We start from the raw sequence: 22,007 nt of genomic DNA, 5'->3' as shown, positions 1-22,007 counted from the left end.
ACGGAAGCACGGGAAGAGATGTCGGCACCCAATAAGTCGTACGACCCTGTCGAGGTCGAGGCACTGAAACCGGAAGAGATCGCCCGCAGGCGGGACGAGGCGCTCGCCGCCATCACCGCCGCCGGGGACCTCGAGGCGCTGCGCGAGGTGAAGGTCGCCCACACGGGCGACCGCTCGCCGCTGGCGCTCGCCAACCGCGAGATCGGCGCCCTGCCACCGCACGCCAAGGCGGACGCGGGCAAGCGCGTCGGCCAGGCCCGCGGCCAGGTCAACCAGGCGCTGAAGACGCGGCAGGAGGAGCTGGAGGCGGAGCGTGACGCCCGGGTGCTGGTCGAGGAGGCGGTGGACGTCACCCTGCCGTACGACCGCACCCCGGCCGGCGCCCGCCACCCGATCACCACGTTCTCCGAGCGCATCGAGGACGTCTTCGTGGCGATGGGCTACGAGGTCGCCGAGGGCCCCGAGGCGGAGGCCGAGTGGTTCAACTTCGACGCGCTCAACTTCCCGCCGGACCACCCGGCCCGCGAGATGCAGGACACGTTCTTCGTGCGCGGTACGAAGGGTGACCAGGCCGGCGAGGGCTCCGGTGTGGTGCTGCGCACCCACACCTCGCCGGTGCAGATCCGGTCGATGATCGACCGCGAGCCGCCCATCTATGTGATCTGCCCGGGGCGCACCTACCGCACCGATGAGCTGGACGCCACCCACACCCCCGTCTTCAGCCAGGTCGAGCTGCTGGCCATTGACGAGGGCCTGACCATGGCCGACCTCAAGGGCACGCTCGACCACATGGTGCGGGCGCTGTTCGGCGAGGGCATGACCACCCGGCTGCGGCCGAACTTCTTCCCGTTCACCGAGCCGTCCGCCGAGATGGACATGCTGTGCTACGTGTGCCGTGGCGAGTCCGTGGGCAACCCGGACCGGCCCTGCCGCACCTGCTCCAGCGAGGGCTGGATCGAGCTGGGCGGCTGCGGGATGGTCAATCCGCGGGTGCTGATCGCCTGCGGTGTCGACCCGGACAGGTACAGCGGCTTCGCCTTCGGCTTCGGCATCGAGCGGATGCTGATGTTCCGGCACAACGTGGAAGACATGCGAGACATGGTCGAGGGTGATGTGCGCTTCACCCGGCCCTTCGGGATGGAGATCTGATGCGGGTCCCGCTTTCTTGGCTGCGGGAGTACGTCGACCTGCCCGCCGGTGAGACCGGCCGTGACGTACAGGCCAAACTCGTCGCCGCCGGGCTCGAGGTCGAGACCGTCGAGCAGCTCGGTGCCGGGCTCAAGGGCCCCCTGGTGGTCGGGCAGGTGCTGGCCATCGAGGAGCTGGAGGGCTTCAAGAAGCCCATCCGCTACTGCCAGGTGGACGTCGGCCGGGCGAACGGCACGGGCGAGCAGCAGAACATCGTCTGCGGCGCCCGGAACTTCCGCGAGGGCGACAAGGTCGTGGTCGTGCTGCCCGGCGCCGAGCTGCCCGGCGGCTTCGCGATCGCCGCGCGCAAGACCTACGGCAAGGTCTCCGAGGGCATGATCTGCTCGGCCAGCGAGCTGGGCATGTCCGACGACCACGACGGCATCATCGTGCTGCCGCCGGAGTACGAGGTCGGCACCGACGCGATCGAGCTGCTCCAGCTCGTCGACGAGGTCCTCGACATCGCGGTCACCCCGGACCGGGGCTACTGCCTGTCGATGCGCGGAGTCGCCCGGGAGACCGCGACCGCCTACGAGCTGCCGCTGCGCGACCCGGCCCTCCTCGACGTGCCCGCGCCCAACAGCCACGGCTACCCGGTCAAGGTCGCCGACCCGGTCGGCTGCGACCGCTTCACCGCCCGCACCGTCACCGGGCTCGACCCCGAGGCGCACTCCCCGATCTGGCTCCAGCGCCGGCTCCAGAAGGCCGGGATGCGCCCGGTCTCGCTCGCCGTCGACATCACCAACTATGTGATGCTCGAACTGGGCCAGCCGCTGCACGCCTACGACCGCTCCCGGATCACCGGGGCGATCGGGGTGCGCCGCGCGCAGCCCGGCGAGAAGCTCACCACCCTCGACGGCACCCAGCGCGTCCTGGACGCCGAGGACCTCGTCATCACCGACGAGAGCGGCCCCATCGGCCTCGCCGGTGTCATGGGCGGCGCCAACACCGAGATCGCGGACACCGCCGCCGACCCCGAGTCCGGCGAGGTGGCGGGCACCACCGAGGTCGTCATCGAGGCCGCCCACTTCGCCCCCGTCCCGGTTGCCCGCACCGCCCGCCGTCACAAGCTGTCCTCCGAGGCGTCCCGCCGGTTCGAGCGCGGAGTCGACCCCGAGGCCACCTCGGCGGCCGCGCAGCGCACCGTCGATCTGCTGGTGCTGCTCGCGGGCGGCACCGCGGAGGTGGGCGTCACCGAGATCATCGCGCCCAGCGCCCCGCACACCATCACGCTGCCCGCCGACCACCCGGACAAGGTCGCGGGGGTCTCCTACGGCCGCGAGACCGTGGTGCGCCGGCTGCAGCAGATCGGCTGCGATGTCTACGGCGCCGACGACCTCACCGTCACCGTTCCCAGCTGGCGGCCCGACCTCACCGACCCCAACGACCTGGCCGAGGAGGTCATCCGGCTGGAGGGGTACGAGAACCTCCCCTCGACGCTGCCCCAGCCCCCCGCCGGGCGCGGGCTGACCGAGCGTCAGCGGCTGCACCGCCGGGTCGGCCGGGCGCTGGCCGGGGCCGGATACGTCGAGGCGCTGAACTACCCGTTCCTCGGCGAGGAGGTCCTCGACCAGTTCGGGCTGGCCGCCGACGACCCGCGGCGCGATCTGGTCCGGCTGGTCAACCCGCTGTCGGACACCGAGCCCGCGCTCCGTACGACGCTGCTGCCCGGGCTGCTCGCCGCGCTGCGCCGCAACGTCGGCCGCGGCGAGCACGACGTCGCGCTCTTCGAGACGGGTCTGGTCTTCCGCGCCACCGGTGACGAGCCGCGCCCGGCCATCCTGCCCGTCGACCGCCGTCCCACCGACGAGCAGATCGCCGGGCTCGACGCGGCGCTGCCGCACCAGCCGCGCCGTGCCGCCGTCGTCCTCGCGGGCGACCGCGAGCAGGCCGGCTGGTGGGGCAAGGGCACCCCGGTGAGCTGGGCCGACGCCGTCGAGGCGGGCCGGGTCGTGGCCCGCGAGGCGGGCGCCGAGCTGATCGTCCGCCAGGACCAGCAGGACCCGTGGCACCCGGGCCGCTGCGCCGCGCTGCTGGCCGTCGTCGACGGCGAGGAGATCCTCGTCGGCAACGCGGGTGAGCTCCACCCCCGGGTCACCAAAGCCCTGGGCCTGCCCGAGCGCACCTGCGCGATGGAGATCGAGCTCGACCGTCTCGAGCAGGCCGGCGCCGGCCGTGTGGAGGCGCCCCATGTCTCCACCTTCCCGGTGGCCACCCAGGACGTCGCGCTGGTCGTGGACGCGTCCGTGCCCGCGGCCGAGGTCGAGACGGCGCTGTGCGAGGGCGCGGGGGAACTGCTCGAATCCCTCCGCCTGTTCGACGTCTTCACCGGTGAGCAGCTCGGCGAGGGCAGGAAGTCGCTGGCCTACGCGCTTCGCTTCCGCGCCCCGGACCGCACGCTGACCGCCGAGGAGATCGCCGCGTCCCGCGACGCCGCGGTGTCGGCGGCCGCCGACCGCACGGGTGCCACCCTGCGCGGAGCCTGACGGCGACCGGCTCCCGCCGCCCGCCGTGCACACGGCGATGGGGCGCGTCCCGCATCGGGGCGCGCCCCATCGCCGTTGTGCCGCCGCCGGACGGGACCGGGGCGGCCTTCCACGGTGACTCTCATGGACCGCCGCCGCCGCCGTCCCGCTGCCAGACCAGCCTGACCGTGAAGTTCCCCTCGGCCGCCGTTTTGGCGATCACCGCTCCCGCCTCGGCGTTGATCTTCACCCCGAGTTCGACTTCGACCGTGCTCGGCGGGGTGGGGAGCGTGGTCAGCCGGTCCAGGAGCGTCGCGGCCGCGGCGCGCACCTGGTCGAAGCTCTCGCTCAGCGTCCGTGCGGCGGTTCCCGCGACCTGGCCCGGCCGGGCGGCGCGCACGATGCCGGAGGCGGCCTGCTCGATCTCCACCACCACCACCGCTTCCGCGCCGCCCGAGTCCTCGGAGCCGTTCAGCGGCACCCGGATGAGCTGTGTCTCGGCCACGCGTCCCTATCCCTTCCTCGGACACAACGCTCCCCGGTACGCACCGGGGGGCAGCTTCTCGCCGACGGCAGCCGGCAGCGTCTCGTCGCCGAGGATGTCGCACAGGTGCGCCATCCACCGCTTGGCCTCGGGAGCCGACGGTCTCTTGGCCGGCGTGCCGGTGGGGCCGGTGGGCCCGGTGCCGGCGGTGGGCCTGGGCAACCGGTGCAGCGGATCACCCTTGCCGGGGCCGACGACGGCGAGCAGGCCGCGCTCCGACAGGACCGCCGACGGGGCGTCCCCCGGGCCGAGCAGGTCGATCTGCCATCGGCTGTCCACTCTGGTGAGGAAGCCGTCGTCCGTGGAGCCGCCGGACGAGGAGGATGAAGAGGGCGAAGGGGACGGGGAGGACGAGGAGGACGGGACGGGGGAGTTGGGGATTCCTCCGTAGATCAGGATCCGTGAGCCGCCGGTGGAGACGGTGACCCCGGTCACCACGTCCTGCTGGGCAGAGCGCTTCTGGCGGAGCAGCCGTCCGCTCGGCAGTCGGTAGACGGACAGCCGGTGGTCGACCTTCAGACCGCTGGTCCGGGTCTCCGTGACGGCCACCCGGGTGAGGTCCGGGCTCACGTCCGTCACCACGTTCGTCTCGGAAGGCCTCGGGAAGGCGAGCAGTCGGCGCCCGCGCGGTGACGACCCGCTGAGGTCCCATCGCTTCACCGAGATGGTCATGTCCAAGGACGCTCCCTTCGCCGTCGTGTCGGCCATCGTGATCAGGTGTTTCCCGCCGTTCTCCAGCCACAGCGCGGTGACCGGCTCCGGCAGGCCGGACATGGTCTTCTCGATCCGGCCGGTGGCGGTGTCCCAGATCACGAGCCGGCCGTCCTCACCCAAGAGGCCGGTCTGTCCCAGCAACATCGAGCCGTCGGGGGAGAAGGTGAGCCGCGCGTACGTCGTCGGCATCGCGAGGCCGGGGATGTCGGAGAGTTCCAGATCGGGGAACTCCAGGTCGGGGAAGCCCGGTATCTCCTCCGACATGTCCGGAAACGGATCGCCCTTCTCGGGACGCTCCAGCGTCCGGTCCCGCCCGGTGCGCACGTCGTACAGGTGCACCGGAAGCCCGCGCGGGTCGGCCGGGGGAGTCGGCTGACCGCCACCGGAGTCCAAGGAGAACGACGCCTTGGCCATGGCCACCAGGGAGCCGTCCGGGCTGACCGCCGTGACGTCCGCGTCCTGGCCGGCGGGCAGCCGCCGTACCCCGCTGTCGGTGCGTTCCAGCACGCCCACCTTGCCGGTGGCGTCCCGCGAGGCGATCACCTGTCCCTCGGAATCGATGAGGGAGGAGCTCGGCAGGGGGCCCGTCATGTCCGTGAGGAGCGCGCTCACCGACGGGTACCGGGGGGCGAGCAAGTCGGCGAAGCCGTACCGCGTGTACATCTCACCGAGGCGCGCCCTGGTCTGCTCGGTGTCCTGCGTGCGGTAGGCGCGCAGGGCCAGCAGCAGTGCCGTGTACGCGGCCCCGGTGTCGGTGGCGCCGGTCTCGGCGTCGCGCGACTGCTGGAGCAGGACCCGGGACGCCCGGGTGGCCGAATCCGTGGTGACGTCCTGCTGCCAGGACCGGACCGCCAGCCCCAAAACCCCTCCGATGAGGCCGAGCACGACGACGAGGGTGACGATCACGGTACGGCGGCGGTGGGCGCCGCGGACGCTCGCCTCGACGTATTCCTTCTCCGTGGGGAGCAGCTCGTCCTGGCGTCGCGCGTGCCACTCCCGGGCGTCCCGCAGATCCGCCCCTCGCAGCAGCCGGCCCCGGGAGCGCCTGTCGGCGGCCCACGGGGAGATGCGTCGGCGCAGGTCCTCCTGCCACACCCGGAAGTCGCGGTCGGCCTCGAAGAACGCGCGCAGCCGGCTCCAGTGCGTCAGCAGCGTCTCGTGGGCCAGCTCCACGGTCTCCTCGGGCGGCCCGCCGCCGGGGCGGTACTCCTCGCCGGGCACGACCAGGCGCGTGGTCATCAGCCGCTGGGCGATCCGCCATTGCTCGGGCGGCAGTTCGGAGCGGGTCAGGGTGCGGCGGGTGGGCTCGACCCGGCCGTCGCCGGGGTGGGCGAGCTGGACGAGGAGCGTGCGGGCGGCCCGGTGCTCCTCCTCGGTGAGGGCGCCGGTCCAGATCTGTTCCGCATGGGTCACCAGCGCGTCGTTGACGCGGCCCAGGGACTCGTACGCGGCGTGTCCCATGACGCCTCGCCGCTGCCGCTCCCACAGTTTGGTGAGGGTGAACTCCAGCAGGGGCAGCCGCCCCGGACCGCTGCCGAGATCGGCCAGGATCCGGTCCACCAGCCCCGGTTCGTAGCGGACGCCGGTGTGGTGCAGCGGACGCTCGATGGCCGCGCGCAGTTCCTCGTCGGACATCGCCCCCACGGTGAACAGCCGGTCGCCCGCGAACAGCGGGGCGAGTCCGGGGTGGTGGAGGGCGGGGGTGAGGAAGTCGGCGCGCAGGGTCGTGACGACCCGCAGCCGGGACCCGGGCTGCAGGGCGTGCCCGAGCGCGGCCGCCAGCGCGTCCAGCTCCGCCCGCTCGGTACCGATGAGCGCTTCTTCGAACTGGTCGGCCACCACGAGCAGCCGGTCCTTGCCCTGACGTTCGAGCAGCCGGTCCACGACCGCGGGCAGTTGGCCCGTGCGCACCAGATCCGTCAGTCCGGGCAGCCCGGTCAGCCGCGCGGTCTCGGTCAGGTCCGGTTCGAGGCGCGGAAGCAGGGCCAGGACCAGGGCGGTGAGCGGGCTCCGGCCGAGCTGTCCGGGGCGGAAGGCGACGATTTCCAGGTCCCGGCGGCCGCGCAGCCGTGGCAGCGCCCCGGCGTGCAGCAAGGAGGACTTGCCGCAGCCGGACGGGCCGACCAGGCTGATCGCCGGTGCGTAGCCGAGCAGGTCGACGATGCGCCGGGCGGGCTCCTCCCGGCCGTGGAACAGCCGGGCGTCGCGCTCCTCGAAGGGCTCCAGGGCCCGGAACGGACAAGCGGGCAGCGCCGTTTCGCCCAGTGCCGACGAGCTCTCGCGCAGCGTCTGCGTCGGGATGAGGTAGGCCGTGCGCACATCCGGCCTGTCGTCGGCGGCGACGACCATACCGACCACGCCGCCCTCGGCCACATCCCAGACCGGAGCGCCCGAGAAGCCGGTTTGCACGCGGTGCTCGCTGGACGAATCCGTGTCGTACTGCAACCAGCCGGCGCCGGTCCGCCCGCGCAGCCAGCCGACGCTCCACGCGCCGTCGTCGTAGGCGGTGGGAAAGCCGAAGGTGCGTACGCGCCGGTCCGGTTCGGCCACGTCTTCCACGAGCCTGGCCACCGTCGCCCTGGCGGGCGGATCGGTGAGCAGGCGCAGGACGGCGACGTCTCCGGACCCATCGGCCCGGACCGGGGTCCAGGAGGCGATCCCCACCTCCATGCGCCGACCGGCCTCGGCCAGTGGGAAGTCGACCCATAAACGTCCGGCCGGTGGCTCCGCGAGCGTGTCGGACGGAATGCCCAGCGCTCTGGCCACGACATGGGCACAGGTGATCACTTCACGGTATCCGCTGAGGAACCCGGCCCCCTCGGGCCGGCCGTCGGCGCCCAGAATCCGCACCACCGAGGCGTCACTCGGCGCGGCTGTGTCCTGTTTCACGAGGCCCCCCACACTCGGTCAACAGCTGAGGGGCAGTCGCGTAGGCACCGCCTCCCCCAAGCGATGAATGACACAAGTGTGACCCCCCTCACCTCGTAGGGCAATCCAATTGGCAACAGCCGACACCGCGTCCGCGGTACGGCGGCGTGTTCGGGTGGGTGCCCGGGGCGCGGTCACCCGATCAGGTGAGATGCGGAGGCGACTGGTCCAATTGGCAGAAGCTGTCGCAAGAATCGTGCCGGTCGTACGGCCCAAGCGGGATCGACCGTCCGGGGGCCTGGCCGACCGCCTCATTGGCCGGCGTTGGGGGCGACACATGATCGGGACATCGGCAGTCGGCGGCGCGTTCGTACGGAGGGCACGGAGTCTGCGGGCGGCCGCCCGCGCCGTCCCCTGCCTGTGGGTGCTCGGCGTCATCTGCTGGGAGCTGCTGACCCCGCACCACACCGAGGTCGTCCCCCTCATCGCCGCGGCACCCGCCATCGCCTGCGCGAGCGGCGGCCGCCGCAGATGCGTTCTGCTGCTCGGCGGCGCCGGTCTGCTGTTCGCCCTCGCCCCCACGACCGCGCTGGAGCCCGACGGCGAGGTGACGGAGCCGCACGCCCCGCTGGTCACCTGCTGCGCCATCGTCGGAGTGGCCCTCGGCGGCTATCTCACGGCGGGCCGCAAGGTGCGGCTGGTCCGCGAGCTGGAGGAGCTACGGGCGGTGGCCGCCGCGGCGCAGGACGTGGTGCTGCGGCCGCTCCCGGCCCGGCTGAACGGCATCGAACTGGCGGGCGGCCATCTGTCGGCCAGCCGGGGCGCCGCCGTCGGCGGCGATCTGTACGAGGCGCTGGCCACCCCGTACGGCGTCCGCGTCATCATCGGCGATGTGCGCGGGCACGGCCTCGCCGCGATCGGCACCGTGGCCGCCGTCCTCGGCAGCTTCCGCGAGGCCGCACATGAGGAACCCCGGCTCACCGGCGTGCTGCGCCGGCTCGACCGCGCGCTGGAGCGCCATCTGCTGGCCCGCGCCGACGGGGAGTGCCCGCTGGACGGCCATGTGGACGAGGAGTTCGTGACCGTCCTGCTGCTGGAGGTGGGCCGGGACGGCGAGGTCACCACGCTCAACTGCGGCCACCCCTGGCCGCACCGCCTCCGCGAACAGCCCGTGGGTCCGGCCCTGGCCCGGCAGTCCGCGCCCGGCGAGGTGCTGCCGCCGCTCGGCCTCTTCCCGCTCCCCGCCGAACTCCCCACCGCCCGCTGGGGCGCCCTGGAGACCGGCGACACGCTGGTGCTGCACACCGATGGCGCCGAGGACGCCCGCGACGCCCACGGAACGTTCTTCCCGCTGCGCCGCGCCCTGTCCGAGGCCGCGGGCGTCGGACCGCTCGTCCCCGCCGCGGTCGTCGCGGGGGTGCGCTCGGCGCTGCTGCGCCACACCGGCGGCCGGCTCGCCGACGACGTCGCACTGCTCGCCCTGCGCTATGACCACTGCCCGCTCTCGGCCCCCACGGCCCTCACCCGCCCCGCCGCCGACGCCCACCGGGCGTGAGGGGCGTCCGGCGGGTCGTGGCGCCTGCGGCGGGCTGTTTCCCCTCCCCGCCCCTTCCCGAAACTGGGGCTCTGCCCCAGACCCCCGAGACCGGGGCTGCCCCCCCAGGCCCCGGAGCCGGGGTTCCGCCCCAGACCCCCGAGACCGGGGCTCTGCCCCAGGCACCAGGGGGCCCAGGGGCGGAGCCCCTGCCACGCGGTGGTGGCGGAGCGGCATATCGAGGTTGCGGGAAGGGGCGGGGAGGGGGAACGGACCCGCTGAGCCCCACCTCTTCCCGATTCACACCCCGTGCGAATCGCCCTCCGTTACGCTGGCGCCACCGAGCGCTTCGGGAGGGCGAGATGGAGCCCAACACACTGCTCGACTCCGTCCTCGACGAGGCCGGAGTCTCCCACGCGGGGCTGGCCGCGCATGTCAACGAGGCGGGCCGGGCCCGGGGGATGAAGCTGCGGTACGAACACACCGCGGTGGCCCGGTGGCTGAAGGGCCAGCGGCCGCGCGGCCAGGTGCCCGACCTCATCTGTGAGGTGCTGGGCGAGCGGCTGCACCGCGCCCTCACCCTGGACGACATCGGCCTCGGCACCCCCGGCAGCGTCCGCGGCCCCGCCACCCCGCTCTCCGGATTCGTCGAGCGCGCCACCGCGCTGTGGCGCTCCGACGAACAGCAGCGCCCGCATGTCGTCGAGGCCCCGGCGGTCACCGGCACCCCCGCCGTCATCCCGGTGTGGGAGTGGGAGAACCCACCCGAGGACTCCGATGTCTCCAGGCGCGGGCTGACCCGCGTCAGCATGACCGACATCGAGACGCTGCGCGCCGCCCGCGCCCACTACGAGCAGATGTACCGCAAGGCCGGCGGCGTCGCGACCCGGACCCGGGTGGTGGGGTTCCTCAACTCCGAGGCCGCGCCGCTGCTGCGCGGCGCGTACGCCGACGACACCGGCCGCCAGCTGCACCGGGCGACCGGCGGCCTGGTGGCCATCGCCGGGATCTGCGCGTACGACTCCAACGCGCACGGCCTGGCCCAGCGCTACTTCCACCAGGCGCTGCGGCTCGCCAAGGCCAGCGGCGACCGGGGCCTGGGCGCGTATGTGATAGCGCTGCTGGTCAACCAGTCCCTCTTCATGAAGGAGTACCGGCAGGCGGTCGCCTTCGCCGAGTCGGCGCTGCGCGCCGCGGGTTCCCAGATCACCCCCGCGCTCGCCGCCGACCTCTACGCCATGCAGGCCAAGGCGTACGCCCGGCTCGGCGACGGCGTCGGGGCGCTGTCCTGCATCCGGCGCGCCGAGACCGCCGCCGACCGGATCAGACCGGGCCAGGAGCCCGACGAGACCGGCTATGTCCAGCCCGGTCTGGTGAACATCCAGGTGGCCGAGGCGCTGCTGAGCCTCGGCGACCTCGGTGGCGCCCGCGAGCACGCCACCGCCGCGGTCGGCACCCCCGCCCACGACCGGGGCCGGGTGCACCGGCTCGCCATGCTCACCCATATCGAGCTGCGCCAGGGCGAGGCGGACCGGGCGGGCGCCACCGCGGTGGAGATGACCGAGCGGGCACGGGGCATGGAGTCCCAGCGGTTACGCGACCGGCTGCGGGCGGTACGGGAACACCTCGCGGCCAGCGGAAGCGCCGCGACGGCCGAGGCCGCCGAACTCATCGACGGGGCACTGCGCGTTCCTCTGTGACCGCGGTTCCGCTCGCGGGTCCGCACTCTCGTCAGCGGGTGGCCCAGGATGGCCTCCCGTGCGACGAAAGGTGGCTGACAGTGCGCTGGAAGAACCTCAGGGAGCGGACCGTGTACGAGAACCGATGGTTCAGGGTCAACCTCGCCGATGTCCGGCTCCCCGACGGACGTCAGCTCGACCACTATCTGATCCGGCTGCGCCCGGTGGCCGTGGCCACCGCGGTGAACGCGGCCAACGAGGTGCTGCTGCTGTGGCGGCACCGGTTCATCACCGACGCCTGGGGCTGGGAGCTGGCCGCGGGCGTCGTCGAGGACGGCGAGGACGTCGCCGACGCCGCGGCCCGGGAGATGGAGGAGGAGACCGGCTGGCGGCCCGGCCCGCTGCGCCATCTGCTCTCCGTCGAGCCGTCCAACGGGCTCACCGACGCACGGCACCACATCTACTGGGCCGAGGAGGCGTCGTACGTCGGACACCCGGAGGACGACTTCGAGTCGGACCGCCGCGAGTGGGTGCCGCTGAAGCTGGTGCCCGACCTGGTGGCGCGGGGCGAGGTGCCCGCGGCCAACATGGCGGCCGCGCTGCTGCTGCTCCACCACATCAGGCTCGGCTAGCCGCCGGCCGTCCGGGCTAGTGTCCCGCCGCCTGCCATACCGCGATGGCCAGGGCGGACAGCCCGGTCAGTGCGGCGATGGAGGGCAGCGGCCAGCGTCCGTGCTCCAGTATCCGCATCCGCCCGCCCAGTTGGTTCACGTCCTCCTCAGCCTGCTCTCCGCGGTGGTCGAGCAGGGCGAGCCGGCCGTCGACGCGGGTGAAGCCCACTTCGACGGTCCGGCGCAGTTCCGCGAGCTCCACGGCTAACGCGGTTTGCTCGGGCTCGGTGGTCACGGGTTGATCCCCTTCCGGATGTAACGTCCATGCAGTGGTGACGCTCCGAGTCAAGCGCATGCCCAGGTGGTGCGGGAGCGTGTGTGGGGATGGTGTGTGAGTCACCGGCGCACACCCCGTGCGAAAGGCGGTACTCAGCGGGTACTCATGGGGGACGGCGGTCCGGGGAACGGACCGCGCGGGGCGGGCGGACCGGATGGATCGCGTCCATCCACAGGCCGGACAGAAGGGACGGATGTGGCACTGATCGCCGCTCCGATGTGGGAATTCGGCGCCGACCAGGGAGTGCGGCAGTTCGCCGAGCTCGGCGTCGCGCTGGTGCTGTCCACCCTGATCGGGCTCGAGCGGGCGGTGCAGCAGAAGAGCGCCGGGCTGCGCACCCACACCCTGGTGGGGGTGGGCAGCGCGCTGTTCATGCAGGTCTCCCAGTACGGCTTCAGCGATGTGCTGTTCCGCGACCACGTCGGCCTCGACCCCTCGCGGGTGGCGGCGCAGATCGTCTCCGGTATCGGCTTCATCGGCGGCGGCCTGATCTTCGTCCGGCGGGACGCCGTCCGCGGCCTGACCACCGCCGCGACCGTCTGGCTGACCTGTGCGGTGGGCATGGCCTGCGGCGGCGGTCTGGCCCTGCTGGCCACCGCCGCCACCGCGGTGCACTTCCTGGTGATCCGGGGCTATCCGGTGCTCACCCGCCGGCTGCCGACCGTCTGGTCGGCCGAACGGGTGGAGCTGCAGCTCTCGTACCGGGTGGGCGCCGGGCTGCTGCCGCGCGTGCTGGAACTGTGCACCGCCGCCGGGTACAAGGTGCTGCGGGTCCGGGTGGACCGGGCGCCGTGGAAGGGCCGGGACCGCACCACCCGGATCGTCCGGGCCGAGGAGGAGGCCCGGCCCGCCGATACGGGGGTCGCCGAGGTGGCGCTCGCCCTCGAGGGCACCGGGGACGTCCTCCGGCTGGTCGGGGAGATCTCCGAGCTGGACGGAGTCCTCGGCGCCGACGCGGGCCACGACCTCGACGGCTCCGACTGACGGCCTCGACGGCTCGTCCCGACCATCTCGCGTTGACGAGGTCAGGGCGTCCGCGCCCGGAGGCGGCGCAGCATCCGCGCGTCGTCGAACCCCACGTCCCGCGCCGCGGCCGCCACCGTCGAGCCCTGGCGATCAGTGCTCCGCGCGCTCCAGCCGCAGCGTCTGCTGACAGCGCAGCCGGGTGCCCGCTCAGTACGTGAAGAAGCCCGGGCCCGTCTTGCGGCCCATCCGGCCCGCGTCCACCATCCGCAGCAGCAGCGGGATAGCGGCGTACAGCGGCTCTTTGTACTCCTCGTACATCGAGTGGCCAAAGGCGCCATCTGGGCCGGACCGCGGGCTGAGCGGCTGACCTGCTGGCGAACGCCTTTCAATGTCTTTCTCCGGTTTTCATGGTCTCTCGAATTGCTCCCCCCTGAGGGCCCCCTGGATGCCACGACTCCCTCAGAACTCCCTGTCGGCAGGCGACATATGTGCAGGTGAGGCAACGAAAATGGCCGCCTCTCGCGATCGAGCGAGCGGCGGCCATGAGCCCGACCGGGAGGCGCGCTTCCCACGGCGGCAGCTCCCGGTCGGGCGACTAAGGGAGAGCCTCGACAGACCCTGCGAGTACAACGTTTGGTATATGCAATCACCTTCAGCGGCTATCGGTCCGTAGCTGTTACTCAAGATCGAAAAATGTACGGTTCACGATACAGACTAACGATCTTGACCGCTCGACCGTTGACGAGTGCCGTCGCCCCACCGCCCGACTGGATCCTTGCCCGCCGCAGGGCCGTCGGCGACCGCATCCGCGAGCTGTGGACCTGGCGCAACCTCACCCAGGAGAAGCTCGCCGAGAAGTGCGACATGGACCGGCAGTCCGTGAACCGAATCGAACAGGGGCACCAGGCGCCAGGGCTCGACACCCTCATCCGTATCGGCGAGGCACTCTCAGTACCCCTGGCTGACCTCGTTCGCGGGGTGTGACGCTCCTCCCTTCGCTGGGTTCTGGCCCGTTGGGCATGTTGGGCGGGGGAGGAGACGGGCGAGTTGGGCCCGCCCCGGCCGGCCGTCCTCACCGATAAGGGGGCGACCGGGGCGGGGGGCTTGTATGGGGACCCCGGCCCGCGGTCCCCAGGTCGGGGCCAGAGTCCCTGCCCTGCGGTGGGTGGCCGTGCCTGACGGCGCCGACGCAGGGGAGTAGGGGGTGGGCCGCCAGCGCGCGAAGTCCAGCCCGGGGCGGGGGATCCCCGGGCCGCTGGCGGCCCACCCGGTCTACGGGGCCGGGGTGCTGGCGAAGCAGAGCCAGACCACAAGCACCAGCAGGGTGGGGACCGCGGCGAGCAGCAGGCCCAGCCGGGCGGCGCGAAAGGCGAGGAGCCCGGCCCTCACGGTGGAGGAGTGTCGATGGTGCCTCATCCGGCACCATTTCCCGCCTGCCGGGGGGCCGTCTTGCACAGGGGTCGGCACACGTACAGTTCGACGTTCTCTTTGGTGACGCCTCCGCAGGTCCACACGACCGTGCCGAGCAGCTGGTCCGCGAGTAGTCGCTGCCCGCACAGGGCGCAGTTCCAGCCCTGTAGTTGGTGCCCGGTCAGGGTTTCGGGATCCGGCAGCTCGATGCCCGGGAGCAGGGAGGGCTGTGGGCAGGTCGTCATCGGTGCCGCCGCCCCTCGTGCTCGGCTGCGGCCGCGCTGGCGAGGGTCCGCGGGCGCCGGGCCTTGTAGAGCGGCGCGTGCGGGGGGCAGGCATAGGTGACCTTGCCGACGGCGTTGCGGCTGTCCTCCGCCTCGACCGGGATCGGCTCGTCGGTGGGGAGGTGGCAGTGGTAGCAGAGCTGTCGGCCGTCCGGTTCCGGGCCGAAGACCTCGTCGAGGGCCTGGCGCAGGGCGAGGACCAGGTGATGGGTGTCGGTCAGATACCGGTTCGGGCCGAGCGGGATCCGCCAGTACGTCTGGTGCTCGGGCCCCCAGGCGGCGGGCGGTAAGCCGAGGAGGGTGCCCTCGTCGGCGAGCTCGGTGAGGATGCGGACTCCGCGCATGCGCCAGCTGCTGGCGGTGGAAGTGTCGATGCCGATGAGCCAGTACGCCTTGCCGTAGGTGTCGTCCTGGATGACGGCGCCGGATCGGTCGCCGAGCAACTCCAGCGCGCGGTCCGCGACGGCGGTGGGCGCAGAGATGGCGTCCCACCATTTGCCCACCGGTAAGAGCTCGACATCCTCGGTATTCGGAGGTGTCCACAGCAGCACTTGGGGATTCGTCGGCACGGTAGCCCCCGGACGTCATCGGTGATCAGGTGATGACTGACCGTAGAGACTCCCGGGGCTGTTCACCCGAGCTGTCAGTTCGGGTGAACCACAAGCTCGCCGGTCAGAAGACTCCGACCCGCTCTGCCAACTTCTCCGCCTGACGGGCGTGCATGGCCCGGCCTCGCCGGATCACCGTGAGCATCAGCTCCCGCGCCAAGGGCGTACGCGCCAGATCTTCCGGCGCCAGATCCTCCAACTCCATGAGGCTCAGGAGCACCGCGGCGTCCTCGCGGCGCAGGTTGTGGCAGCGGGCCACCTCCAGATTGAAGGTGAACGACCGCTCCATCGACGGCAGGCTGCTGGTGTCTACCTCGTCCGCAACGTGCAGCGCTTCGGTCGCGTCACCAGCCTCCATCTCGATGCTGACCTCGTGCAGATCCACGTTGGTCGGCCCGAAGACCGTCCACATGATGTTTCCCTCGCCGACGCTTCGGGCCGCTGGCCGAGCCTGGGTACGCAGCCGGTCCCGTGCCGCCGACCAGTCCCGCCGTCGAGCCTCCGCAACGACCGCCACCAGCTGGAGCGCGCCCGACATCGCGATCCTTTCCGGCTCCGTCATCGGCGCTCGGCGCAGTTCGTCGACCGCGCGGAGCGTGACCTGCTCGGCGCCGTCTGGCTCCCGCGCGGCCAACAGGATGTGTCCCAGGTTCCACTGCGCGGCCGCTATGCGCAGCGGGTCATCCGCTTCTTCGGCTGCCCGTACGGCTCGATCGGCGGCCATCATCGACAAGTCGACGCGGCCGGTGCGCCGCAGGTACGACCGCAGCAGGAAATAGAGATCGGCGGTCACGCGCATGACGTCCCGACGAGTGCCGGTGCCGTCGGCTGTTCGTCGGGTCCGGGCAGCGTGCTCGGCATCAGCGATCAGGCTGGGTAGAACACCAGCCATGTCGGTGAACCGCGTTGGGCTGCTCTGCCAGGCTCGCCAGGCGCTCTCCACACGCTCGCGTAGCGCTGTCGGCTCGGCAGCGGGAGCGCTACGGGGCGGCCCGTAGCCCATCAGAGCCTGCACGATCGCGGGCTCGGTTGTGTCCGGAGGCACGCGGCTGGGCCCGGGTGTGTCAGTGAGTAATGCGGCTGTGGGCACTCCAAGCTCCTGGGCGATGGCGTGCAGGATGGGCAGCGACGGGATCTTGAGCCCCCGTTCGATCTGGGACAGGTAGTCGGGAGAGATACCGACGAGCCCGGCCATAACGTCCTGTCGCCGTTCGCCGCGGTAGCGTCTGATCCTGTCGCCGATGGGCAGATCGGATGCGACCATGCCTACCTCCGTGCGTATCCCCACTCAGCGTATGGTGCGCGTCACCAACGGGGGCCGGTATCCAACGATCGGAAGGCGAGACAGTGTCGCTGCTCGTGTTGTGGGACATCGACCACACACTCGTAGATACCCGAGGAGTCGGCCGCGAACTCTGGGCTGAAGCGTTCGAGGAAGTCACCGGCCAGCCCATGCGGGAGCAGGCGAAGATCGACGGATCGACCGAGCCGGTCATCCTCCGCGAGACTCTGGAACTGCATGGGCTGGAGGACAGCCGAGACCTGTTCGAGCGATTCGCCCAGGCGCTCGGAGCCGCACACGTACGGCGCGCCGCCGAGCTGCGTGAGCGCGGGCACGCCCTCCCCGGGGCGCCGTCGGTGCTCTCCGGGCTGGCAGCTCGTGACGGCATCGTGCAGACGGTGGTGACGGGCAACATCCGCGCGGCCGCGGAGGTCAAGCTGGCAGCTTTCGGCCTCGACCCGTACATGGATCTCGCCCTCGGGGCTTTTGGTGAGGACGCCGACGAGCGACCGGGGCTGGTGAGGATCGCTCTCGGGCGCGCGCAGATGCCTGCGGAGTCGACCGTGCTCGTTGGGGATACGCCTTCCGACGTGCGGGGCGCGTTGGCGGCAGGCGTCCGCGTGGTGGCCGTGGCGACCGGGCGTACGCCCCCCGGTGAGCTGCGAGCCGCAGGGGCCGCAGAGGTGGTCAATGACCTGTCCGACACGGAACGAATGCTGAAGCGCCTGACCGGCTGAGTCCGCACAGGCGCCCGATGGGTCGGACTTATGATCTGGCTGTGGACATTCCCGACAGACTCATCGAACTCCAGCAGACCGCCGATGACGGATAAGCACGATGAAAGCCTCCTCCCGGCCGCAGCCGAGAGGAAGCACCACGCGTTCAGAGGCGCCGCCGATCGGGAGTGAGCGCCTCCGGGCTGGTCCCGTCTCGCTGACCTGGCCCGGCCCGGTTGGCGGGGGCTACCGGTCCTCTTGCAGCTTGAGCATCTCGAAGAAGATCGAGGTCGCCCCCCGGTCGACCAGCTCGTCGAACGTGCCCGTCTCAGCGATGCGCCCACGGTCAAGGACGATGATGCGGTCAGCGAGGCGAGTGTTGGCCAACCGATGGGTGACGAACACGGTCGCCCGTCCCTCGGCGAGTACCCTGAGCCGCGTGTAAATCCTGTGCTCGGCACGGGCGTCGAGCGCGGCGGTCGGCTCGTCCATCACGAGGACGGGTGCGTCGCGATGGAAGGCGCGAGCGACCGCGACGCGCTGCCACTGCCCGCCCGAAAGGTCATGTCCACCCCACCAGGAACGAGCCAGCGAGGTATCCAGCCCGTGGGGCAGCGCGGCGATGACACCGTCGGCACCGGCCGCCTCAGCGGCGGCATGCACGGCGGTGTCGCCCTCCGAGCGGGGCTGGCCGAGGGTGATGTTCTCGCGAGCCGCGAGTGGCCAGCGGGTGTAGTCCTGCGGCACCAGCGCCACCTTGGCGAGCACCCCGGCCGGGTCGGCGTCCGCCAGGTCCACCCCGTCCCACCGCACCGAGCCTGCCGTGGGGAGGAACAGACCAGTCAGGATGCGGGCGAGGGTGCTCTTGCCCGCACCGTTCTCGCCGACCAGGGCAATGACCTCACCGCGCTTGAGGCCCAGGTTGATGCCCTCGAGCGCGGGAGTGTCGGCGCCGGGGTAGGTGAAGGAGACGTCCGCGGCGGTGATCACCTGCGGCCCATCCTCGGCGACCGGGGTCGAGCCACGGCGGGTCGTCCACGGCTTGGCCACGGCGAGGAACCGGGCCCAGTCGTCCAGGGACAGCGAGGTGCGGAACAGCCGCGCCCCGGCCTTCACTGTCGTGGCCAGGGCCGCCCCGGAGGTCCGCACCGCCAGCGTGGCGGTTCCCGCGACCGCGAGCTCCATCCGGCCGGTGGCCACCAGGAACACAAGCACGGCCCAGGTGGCGGCGGTGCCCGCTGCGGTGAGGGTGTCTCCAATGCCCTGCACGATCAGGGCCTGCCGGGTGGCCTTGAGCTGTTGTGCCTCCAAGCGGCCGGAGACGATCCGGTACTGCCGGATCAGGAAGCCCGCCATGGTGCCCGCGCGAACCTCGTCGGCGGTGCTCCGCTCGGTGGTGTACGAGCGGAACACGTTCCGCAGGCGGGAGTCGGCGAGATTGCGGTGGTGCGCGGCGTGGTCGATCCGCGCCCCCCGCACGGCGCCCCACGCGCACGGCACGACGGAGAGGACCAGCAGAAGGAGCAACACCGAGTGGAGCACAGTGACGACGGTCGCCGCGGCCGCCATCTGGGCGGCGGCGGAGGTGAGGAGCTGGGCATCGAGGATGAGGTCGCCGGTCTTCTCCGCACCATCCGAGGCAGCGGCGTGGGCGTCCTCGAAATCCGGATCCTCGTACGCAACCAGCTCGGCTGCGGTCGCGGAGGTGATGACCTGAAGGTCGGCTTCGCGCACGGCCTTCGGCGCGAGCCGGGCCGCGGCCGCGCGGGCACCGGCGTCGAGCAAGTAGCGGCCGGAGGCAGCGATGGCGAGGACCACCACGGCGGTCAGGTTCTGGCGCAGCCCGGCGGCGATGTCGCCGCCGGTGAACACCGCGGCCAGCACACGGGTGGTGGCCGCAAGCGCGGTCGCGGTGAGAACGGCGGCGCCGATCTGGCAGCCGAGCAAGGCCAAGACGGCGCGGTGGTCGGTGCGCCAGCCGAGCCGGGCCGCCTCGGCGAGAGCGTGGGGCAGTCGGCGCGCTATTACCCACGTGGATAGGTTGACGCTCGCCTCGAAGTGCCGGTCGGAGGCCAGACGCATGACCGGCGGCTGGCCCGCCGTGGCGGCAGGGGAGGAAGGTACGGAAGGACTCACGCGCCCCATGAAGATGCCGAACCAGACGGCCGGGCAACGGAATTGTCCCGCGCACGCCGCATCGGCGCTGGTTGCTCCGCCCGCCCGTCAGCAGCACTTCCCGATGTTCACCCGTTCGGGTGAGCCGTGGTCCGGGGCCGGGGAGGCTCGGGCCCGCCCCGGACCACGGCAGCAGGGGCTGCTACGGCACAGACAGGACGGGCATCCACGGCCGGTCGACGGCGTCGCCGATGTCCCGGCCGACCGCCCCTTCGGGCACCTCGGCCCAGGCGTGCGCGGCGTCGGGCAGGAACCGGGCGCCGAGGACCCATCGGGAGCGATGGCCGGTCAGGGCGGTGGCGATTACGGTGGCGAGGCTGATCTCCATGCAGGCGATCCGGCCCGGCCACCAGGAGGGGATCACCGCCAGCACCGCGGTGTAGAGGGCTTCGAGGCGGTGAAGGCGCGCGTACGGCAGGCCGCGCAGCAGACGGACGGCGGCGATCTGCCAGCGCAGCGGCCACCGGCTCATCACCAGGGACAGGGCGAGCGCGACGGCAGCCACCAGACGGTCACGCCACGGCGCGGTAGGCCGGGCGGTCGGGACCATGACCGTCATCGGTGCCACCGCCTCCGCTGCTGCGGTCGGCTTGTGTCGACGAGGACGCCGACGGCCATCAGGTCGCCGAGGAACGTGGAGATCTGCTCATCGACGGCCCGCGGGTCCTGGCCGGTCGGGACGGCGATCTCGTCGGCGAGCCCGGCGGTGCCGCCGCGGATGGTGAGGGCGTGCCAGATCTTCGAAGCGTCCGGATCGAGCATCAGCCACGCTCCGCGCCGGACGTCGAGCACCGCCGTGCCATACGGGCCCGTAGCGTGATGGACGTGCGGGGCCGGGGTCAGCATGCCGCCACCTCCCTCTTGGTCGTTTGCCTGGTGAGCCACCAGCACGTCACGATCAGCTGGTGCAGGTCGGCGATCACCGTGGTGCTCTGTCCTCGGGCCGCCTGAGCCAGCGAGGTACTGACGGCCGCGGGGTCGATCAGTCCGCCGTCCGCGAGCGGACTGGAGGCGATCAGGTCGTCGAGCTGGTCCCGGTGCCGGGCGAGTCCGGCGATGCGCTGGGCGGTGAACGACCCCTTCGAGCGCCGGGAGGTCAGCCAGTCCGGGAGCTCGGGCAGCGCGGCCCGTAGCAATGGCTTGTAGGCCACCAGCCCGCGCCGGGCGAGGGCTGGCACGGCGAAGGCGGCGCGAACGACCCGGTTGTCCAGGTACGGATACACCGGGCGGATGCCGAGAATGCCACCGCAGGGGGCCCAGCCGCGGGCCGAGGCGCCCACCGCCCGCAGGGCGGCCCACTGGTCGAACTCGTCTGCCAGCTCCGGCTGCTGGTCGCGAGCGGCCTGCCGCAGCAGAGCGGCGACCTGGTGGCGCCCGTAGCCGGTCAGCCAGGACGCACCAGCCCCCAGGCGGCACCACGACCATCCAGCCACAGCGGCCTCAGGGGTGCTGGGCCCGCGCTCCAGTGCCTCCGCGGCGCGTTCCAGGGAGCCGACCCGGCCGAGGACGGCGCCTTCTTTCAGGGCCTTCCAGTACGGGCCCGGTGCGGTGTTGCGGAGCCGGGCGAACGCCACCACCTGGCGATGGGCGTCACGGCGTCGGCCTTCCTGGAGAAGCCGAACCCAGCAGGAGCCGGAGGCGTCCAGCACGATGTCCCCGCCGTGCCCGGTCAGGTGCAACGGCAGCCCACGTACGGGCTGCAAATAGCTGGTGTCCATAGCGAACATCGCCGCCTCCAGCACCGGCTCCACCCCAGTCGGCTGCCCGGCTGGGAAGGAGAATGGCAACTGCTCGTCGGCGCCCATGTTGACCGTGTGCGCGATCCCGGTGTGCTCGGCAACGCGGGAAGCGAACGCCATATCCTCCCCGCTGGTGTACCCGTCCGTGTAGGTCACCGCGTGCATGTCTCCGGCCTCGGCGGCCAGCATGACTGCCGCCGAGGAGTCCAGGCCGCCGGACAGGTCCGCCCCCACCACTCCGCCGGCGGCGCGGACCCGGTGCTGGACAGCCTCAGTGAGCGTGCGACCGAACCGGTCGGCACCCTCGCGAAGGTCGTCTACCGGCTCGATGCCGGAGATGTCGATGAGCCGCGGAGGTGCCCCAGGCACGAGCAGCAGCCCGAACCCGCCGGGCACCATGCGGATCTCCTCGTACGGGCTGCGGTGCGGCCAGTGATGCTCACCCGCTGCGAGCCGGGCCGCCAGATACGGCAGATCCGTCACGAGGGGACGCCCCAGCAGGCGGGGCTCGGTCGCCCACTGTGGTCTTTCCTCGCCGCGTGCGTAGTAGACGGCCCGGATGCCGGCCAGGTCGCCGCACACGAACCGATGCCGCCCATCGTCCGCGACCACCCAGTACGAGCCCGCCCACCGGCTCAGCTCACCCCAGCGGCCCGCCCGTACGGCCGGAAGCGCGTCGCGGACCTCTTGCGCGGTGGCCGGGCAGTCGCCCACGACCGCGAGTGCGACCGGTCCATCGACGGCGGCGCGCACCCGCGTGCCCGGAGCCCGGCGGACATCGCCGAGCTCGTCGATCATCACTCCGTCCACGGCGGCGGTGCCGCCGGTCATCCACTCCCGTTCCATCTGTTCGCCTCCCCTATTGACGGGCCCGGGGGCCGGCCGTC

General features: G+C 72.1%; 19 protein-coding genes and 1 pseudogene. 8 read left to right on the top strand and 12 right to left on the bottom strand.

Annotated features, from left to right (window positions below; genetic code table 11):
- The first annotated feature begins 18 nt into the window (after positions 1-18).
- Both pheS and pheT read left to right on the top strand, forming a co-directional pair.
- Positions 19-1,149 (top strand): phenylalanine--tRNA ligase subunit alpha, encoded by a 1,131-nt coding sequence (gene pheS, locus LIV37_RS11085; protein WP_020867199.1) that lies wholly within the window; start codon positions 19-21, stop codon positions 1,147-1,149.
- A complete protein-coding gene (gene pheT, locus LIV37_RS11080) occupies positions 1,149-3,674 on the top strand; it encodes a phenylalanine--tRNA ligase subunit beta (RefSeq protein ID WP_020867198.1) in 2,526 nt (841 codons plus the stop codon). The genes pheS and pheT overlap by 1 nt, the downstream gene beginning before the upstream one ends.
- 121 nt (positions 3,675-3,795) lie before the next feature.
- On the opposite strand, the gene LIV37_RS11075 is transcribed toward pheT, so the two are convergent.
- Positions 3,796-4,158: a CU044_2847 family protein gene (locus LIV37_RS11075; protein ID WP_020867197.1), complete on the bottom strand. Its 363-nt coding sequence runs from the start codon at positions 4,156-4,158 to the stop codon at positions 3,796-3,798.
- Positions 4,159-4,164: 6 nt separating this feature from the next.
- Positions 4,165-7,800, bottom strand: a complete 3,636-nt coding sequence (locus LIV37_RS11070; RefSeq protein ID WP_158634924.1) for an nSTAND1 domain-containing NTPase — start codon at positions 7,798-7,800, stop codon at positions 4,165-4,167.
- Positions 7,801-8,116: 316 nt separating this feature from the next.
- Here LIV37_RS11070 and LIV37_RS11065 point away from each other — a divergent pair, with 316 nt between their 5' ends.
- The 3 genes from LIV37_RS11065 (at position 8,117) to LIV37_RS11055 (ending at position 11,624) form a co-directional block, all read left to right on the top strand.
- On the top strand, positions 8,117-9,334 hold the full coding sequence (locus LIV37_RS11065; protein WP_020867196.1) for a PP2C family protein-serine/threonine phosphatase: 1,218 nt from the start codon (positions 8,117-8,119) through the stop codon (positions 9,332-9,334).
- Between the two features lie 341 nt (positions 9,335-9,675).
- Positions 9,676-11,013, top strand: a complete 1,338-nt coding sequence (locus LIV37_RS11060; protein WP_020867195.1) for an NsdA family TPR-like regulatory protein — start codon at positions 9,676-9,678, stop codon at positions 11,011-11,013.
- 80 nt (positions 11,014-11,093) lie between these two features.
- Complete coding sequence (locus tag LIV37_RS11055; RefSeq protein WP_020867194.1) at positions 11,094-11,624, top strand: NUDIX hydrolase; 531 nt, start codon at positions 11,094-11,096, stop codon at positions 11,622-11,624.
- A 16-nt stretch (positions 11,625-11,640) separates the two neighbouring features.
- Here the strand turns inward: LIV37_RS11055 and LIV37_RS11050 are convergent, their stop codons facing one another.
- Entirely contained in the window at positions 11,641-11,898 is a 258-nt protein-coding gene (locus LIV37_RS11050; RefSeq protein WP_020867193.1) for a hypothetical protein, read from the bottom strand.
- A gap of 237 nt (positions 11,899-12,135) precedes the next feature.
- On the opposite strand from LIV37_RS11050, the gene LIV37_RS11045 reads away from it, so the two are divergent.
- Positions 12,136-12,924, top strand: a complete 789-nt coding sequence (locus tag LIV37_RS11045) for an MgtC/SapB family protein (RefSeq protein WP_020867192.1) — start codon at positions 12,136-12,138, stop codon at positions 12,922-12,924.
- Between the two features lie 189 nt (positions 12,925-13,113).
- On the opposite strand, the pseudogene LIV37_RS11040 reads toward LIV37_RS11045, so the two are convergent.
- Positions 13,114-13,227, bottom strand: a pseudogene (locus LIV37_RS11040) (3-hydroxyacyl-CoA dehydrogenase family protein); the annotation flags it as partial.
- A 402-nt stretch (positions 13,228-13,629) separates the two neighbouring features.
- Between LIV37_RS11040 and LIV37_RS11035 the strand changes: the two are divergent.
- Positions 13,630-13,890 (top strand): helix-turn-helix domain-containing protein, encoded by a 261-nt coding sequence (locus tag LIV37_RS11035; protein WP_243146365.1) that lies wholly within the window; start codon positions 13,630-13,632, stop codon positions 13,888-13,890.
- 288 nt (positions 13,891-14,178) lie between these two features.
- Here LIV37_RS11035 and LIV37_RS11030 read toward each other — a convergent pair whose 3' ends face one another.
- The 4 genes from LIV37_RS11030 to LIV37_RS11015 form a co-directional block, all read right to left on the bottom strand.
- Positions 14,179-14,322, bottom strand: a complete 144-nt coding sequence (locus LIV37_RS11030) for a hypothetical protein (protein WP_167525889.1) — start codon at positions 14,320-14,322, stop codon at positions 14,179-14,181.
- Positions 14,319-14,561 (bottom strand): hypothetical protein, encoded by a 243-nt coding sequence (locus tag LIV37_RS11025; protein ID WP_020867188.1) that lies wholly within the window; start codon positions 14,559-14,561, stop codon positions 14,319-14,321. Before LIV37_RS11025 ends, LIV37_RS11030 begins: the two co-directional genes overlap by 4 nt.
- The gene (locus LIV37_RS11020) at positions 14,558-15,169 is read right to left on the bottom strand and encodes a hypothetical protein (RefSeq protein ID WP_121825603.1); all 612 of its coding nucleotides are present in this window, start codon (positions 15,167-15,169) and stop codon (positions 14,558-14,560) included. Before LIV37_RS11020 ends, LIV37_RS11025 begins: the two co-directional genes overlap by 4 nt.
- Before the next feature lie 103 nt (positions 15,170-15,272).
- Positions 15,273-16,472: a helix-turn-helix domain-containing protein gene (locus LIV37_RS11015; protein WP_020867186.1), complete on the bottom strand. Its 1,200-nt coding sequence runs from the start codon at positions 16,470-16,472 to the stop codon at positions 15,273-15,275.
- Positions 16,473-16,555: 83 nt separating this feature from the next.
- Here LIV37_RS11015 and LIV37_RS11010 point away from each other — a divergent pair, with 83 nt between their 5' ends.
- Positions 16,556-17,227 (top strand): HAD family hydrolase, encoded by a 672-nt coding sequence (locus tag LIV37_RS11010; RefSeq protein ID WP_020867185.1) that lies wholly within the window; start codon positions 16,556-16,558, stop codon positions 17,225-17,227.
- 225 nt (positions 17,228-17,452) lie between these two features.
- Here the strand turns inward: LIV37_RS11010 and LIV37_RS11005 are convergent, their stop codons facing one another.
- The 4 genes from LIV37_RS11005 to LIV37_RS10990 form a co-directional block, all read right to left on the bottom strand.
- The gene (locus LIV37_RS11005; protein WP_020867184.1) at positions 17,453-19,288 is read right to left on the bottom strand and encodes an ATP-binding cassette domain-containing protein; all 1,836 of its coding nucleotides are present in this window, start codon (positions 19,286-19,288) and stop codon (positions 17,453-17,455) included.
- Positions 19,289-19,523: 235 nt separating this feature from the next.
- The gene (locus LIV37_RS11000; protein WP_020867183.1) at positions 19,524-19,940 is read right to left on the bottom strand and encodes a lasso peptide biosynthesis B2 protein; all 417 of its coding nucleotides are present in this window, start codon (positions 19,938-19,940) and stop codon (positions 19,524-19,526) included.
- Complete coding sequence (locus LIV37_RS10995; protein WP_020867182.1) at positions 19,937-20,227, bottom strand: PqqD family protein; 291 nt, start codon at positions 20,225-20,227, stop codon at positions 19,937-19,939. The genes LIV37_RS11000 and LIV37_RS10995 overlap by 4 nt, the downstream gene beginning before the upstream one ends.
- Entirely contained in the window at positions 20,221-21,966 is a 1,746-nt protein-coding gene (locus LIV37_RS10990) for an asparagine synthase-related protein (protein WP_020867181.1), read from the bottom strand. The genes LIV37_RS10995 and LIV37_RS10990 overlap by 7 nt, the downstream gene beginning before the upstream one ends.
- Between the last annotated feature and the right edge of the window lie 41 nt (positions 21,967-22,007).

It is taken from the genome of Streptomyces rapamycinicus NRRL 5491 (assembly GCF_024298965.1).
Taxonomy (GTDB): domain Bacteria; phylum Actinomycetota; class Actinomycetes; order Streptomycetales; family Streptomycetaceae; genus Streptomyces; species Streptomyces rapamycinicus.
The sequence above is the reverse complement of the archived record's forward strand: the minus strand, read 5'-3'. Positions and strand labels throughout refer to the sequence as shown.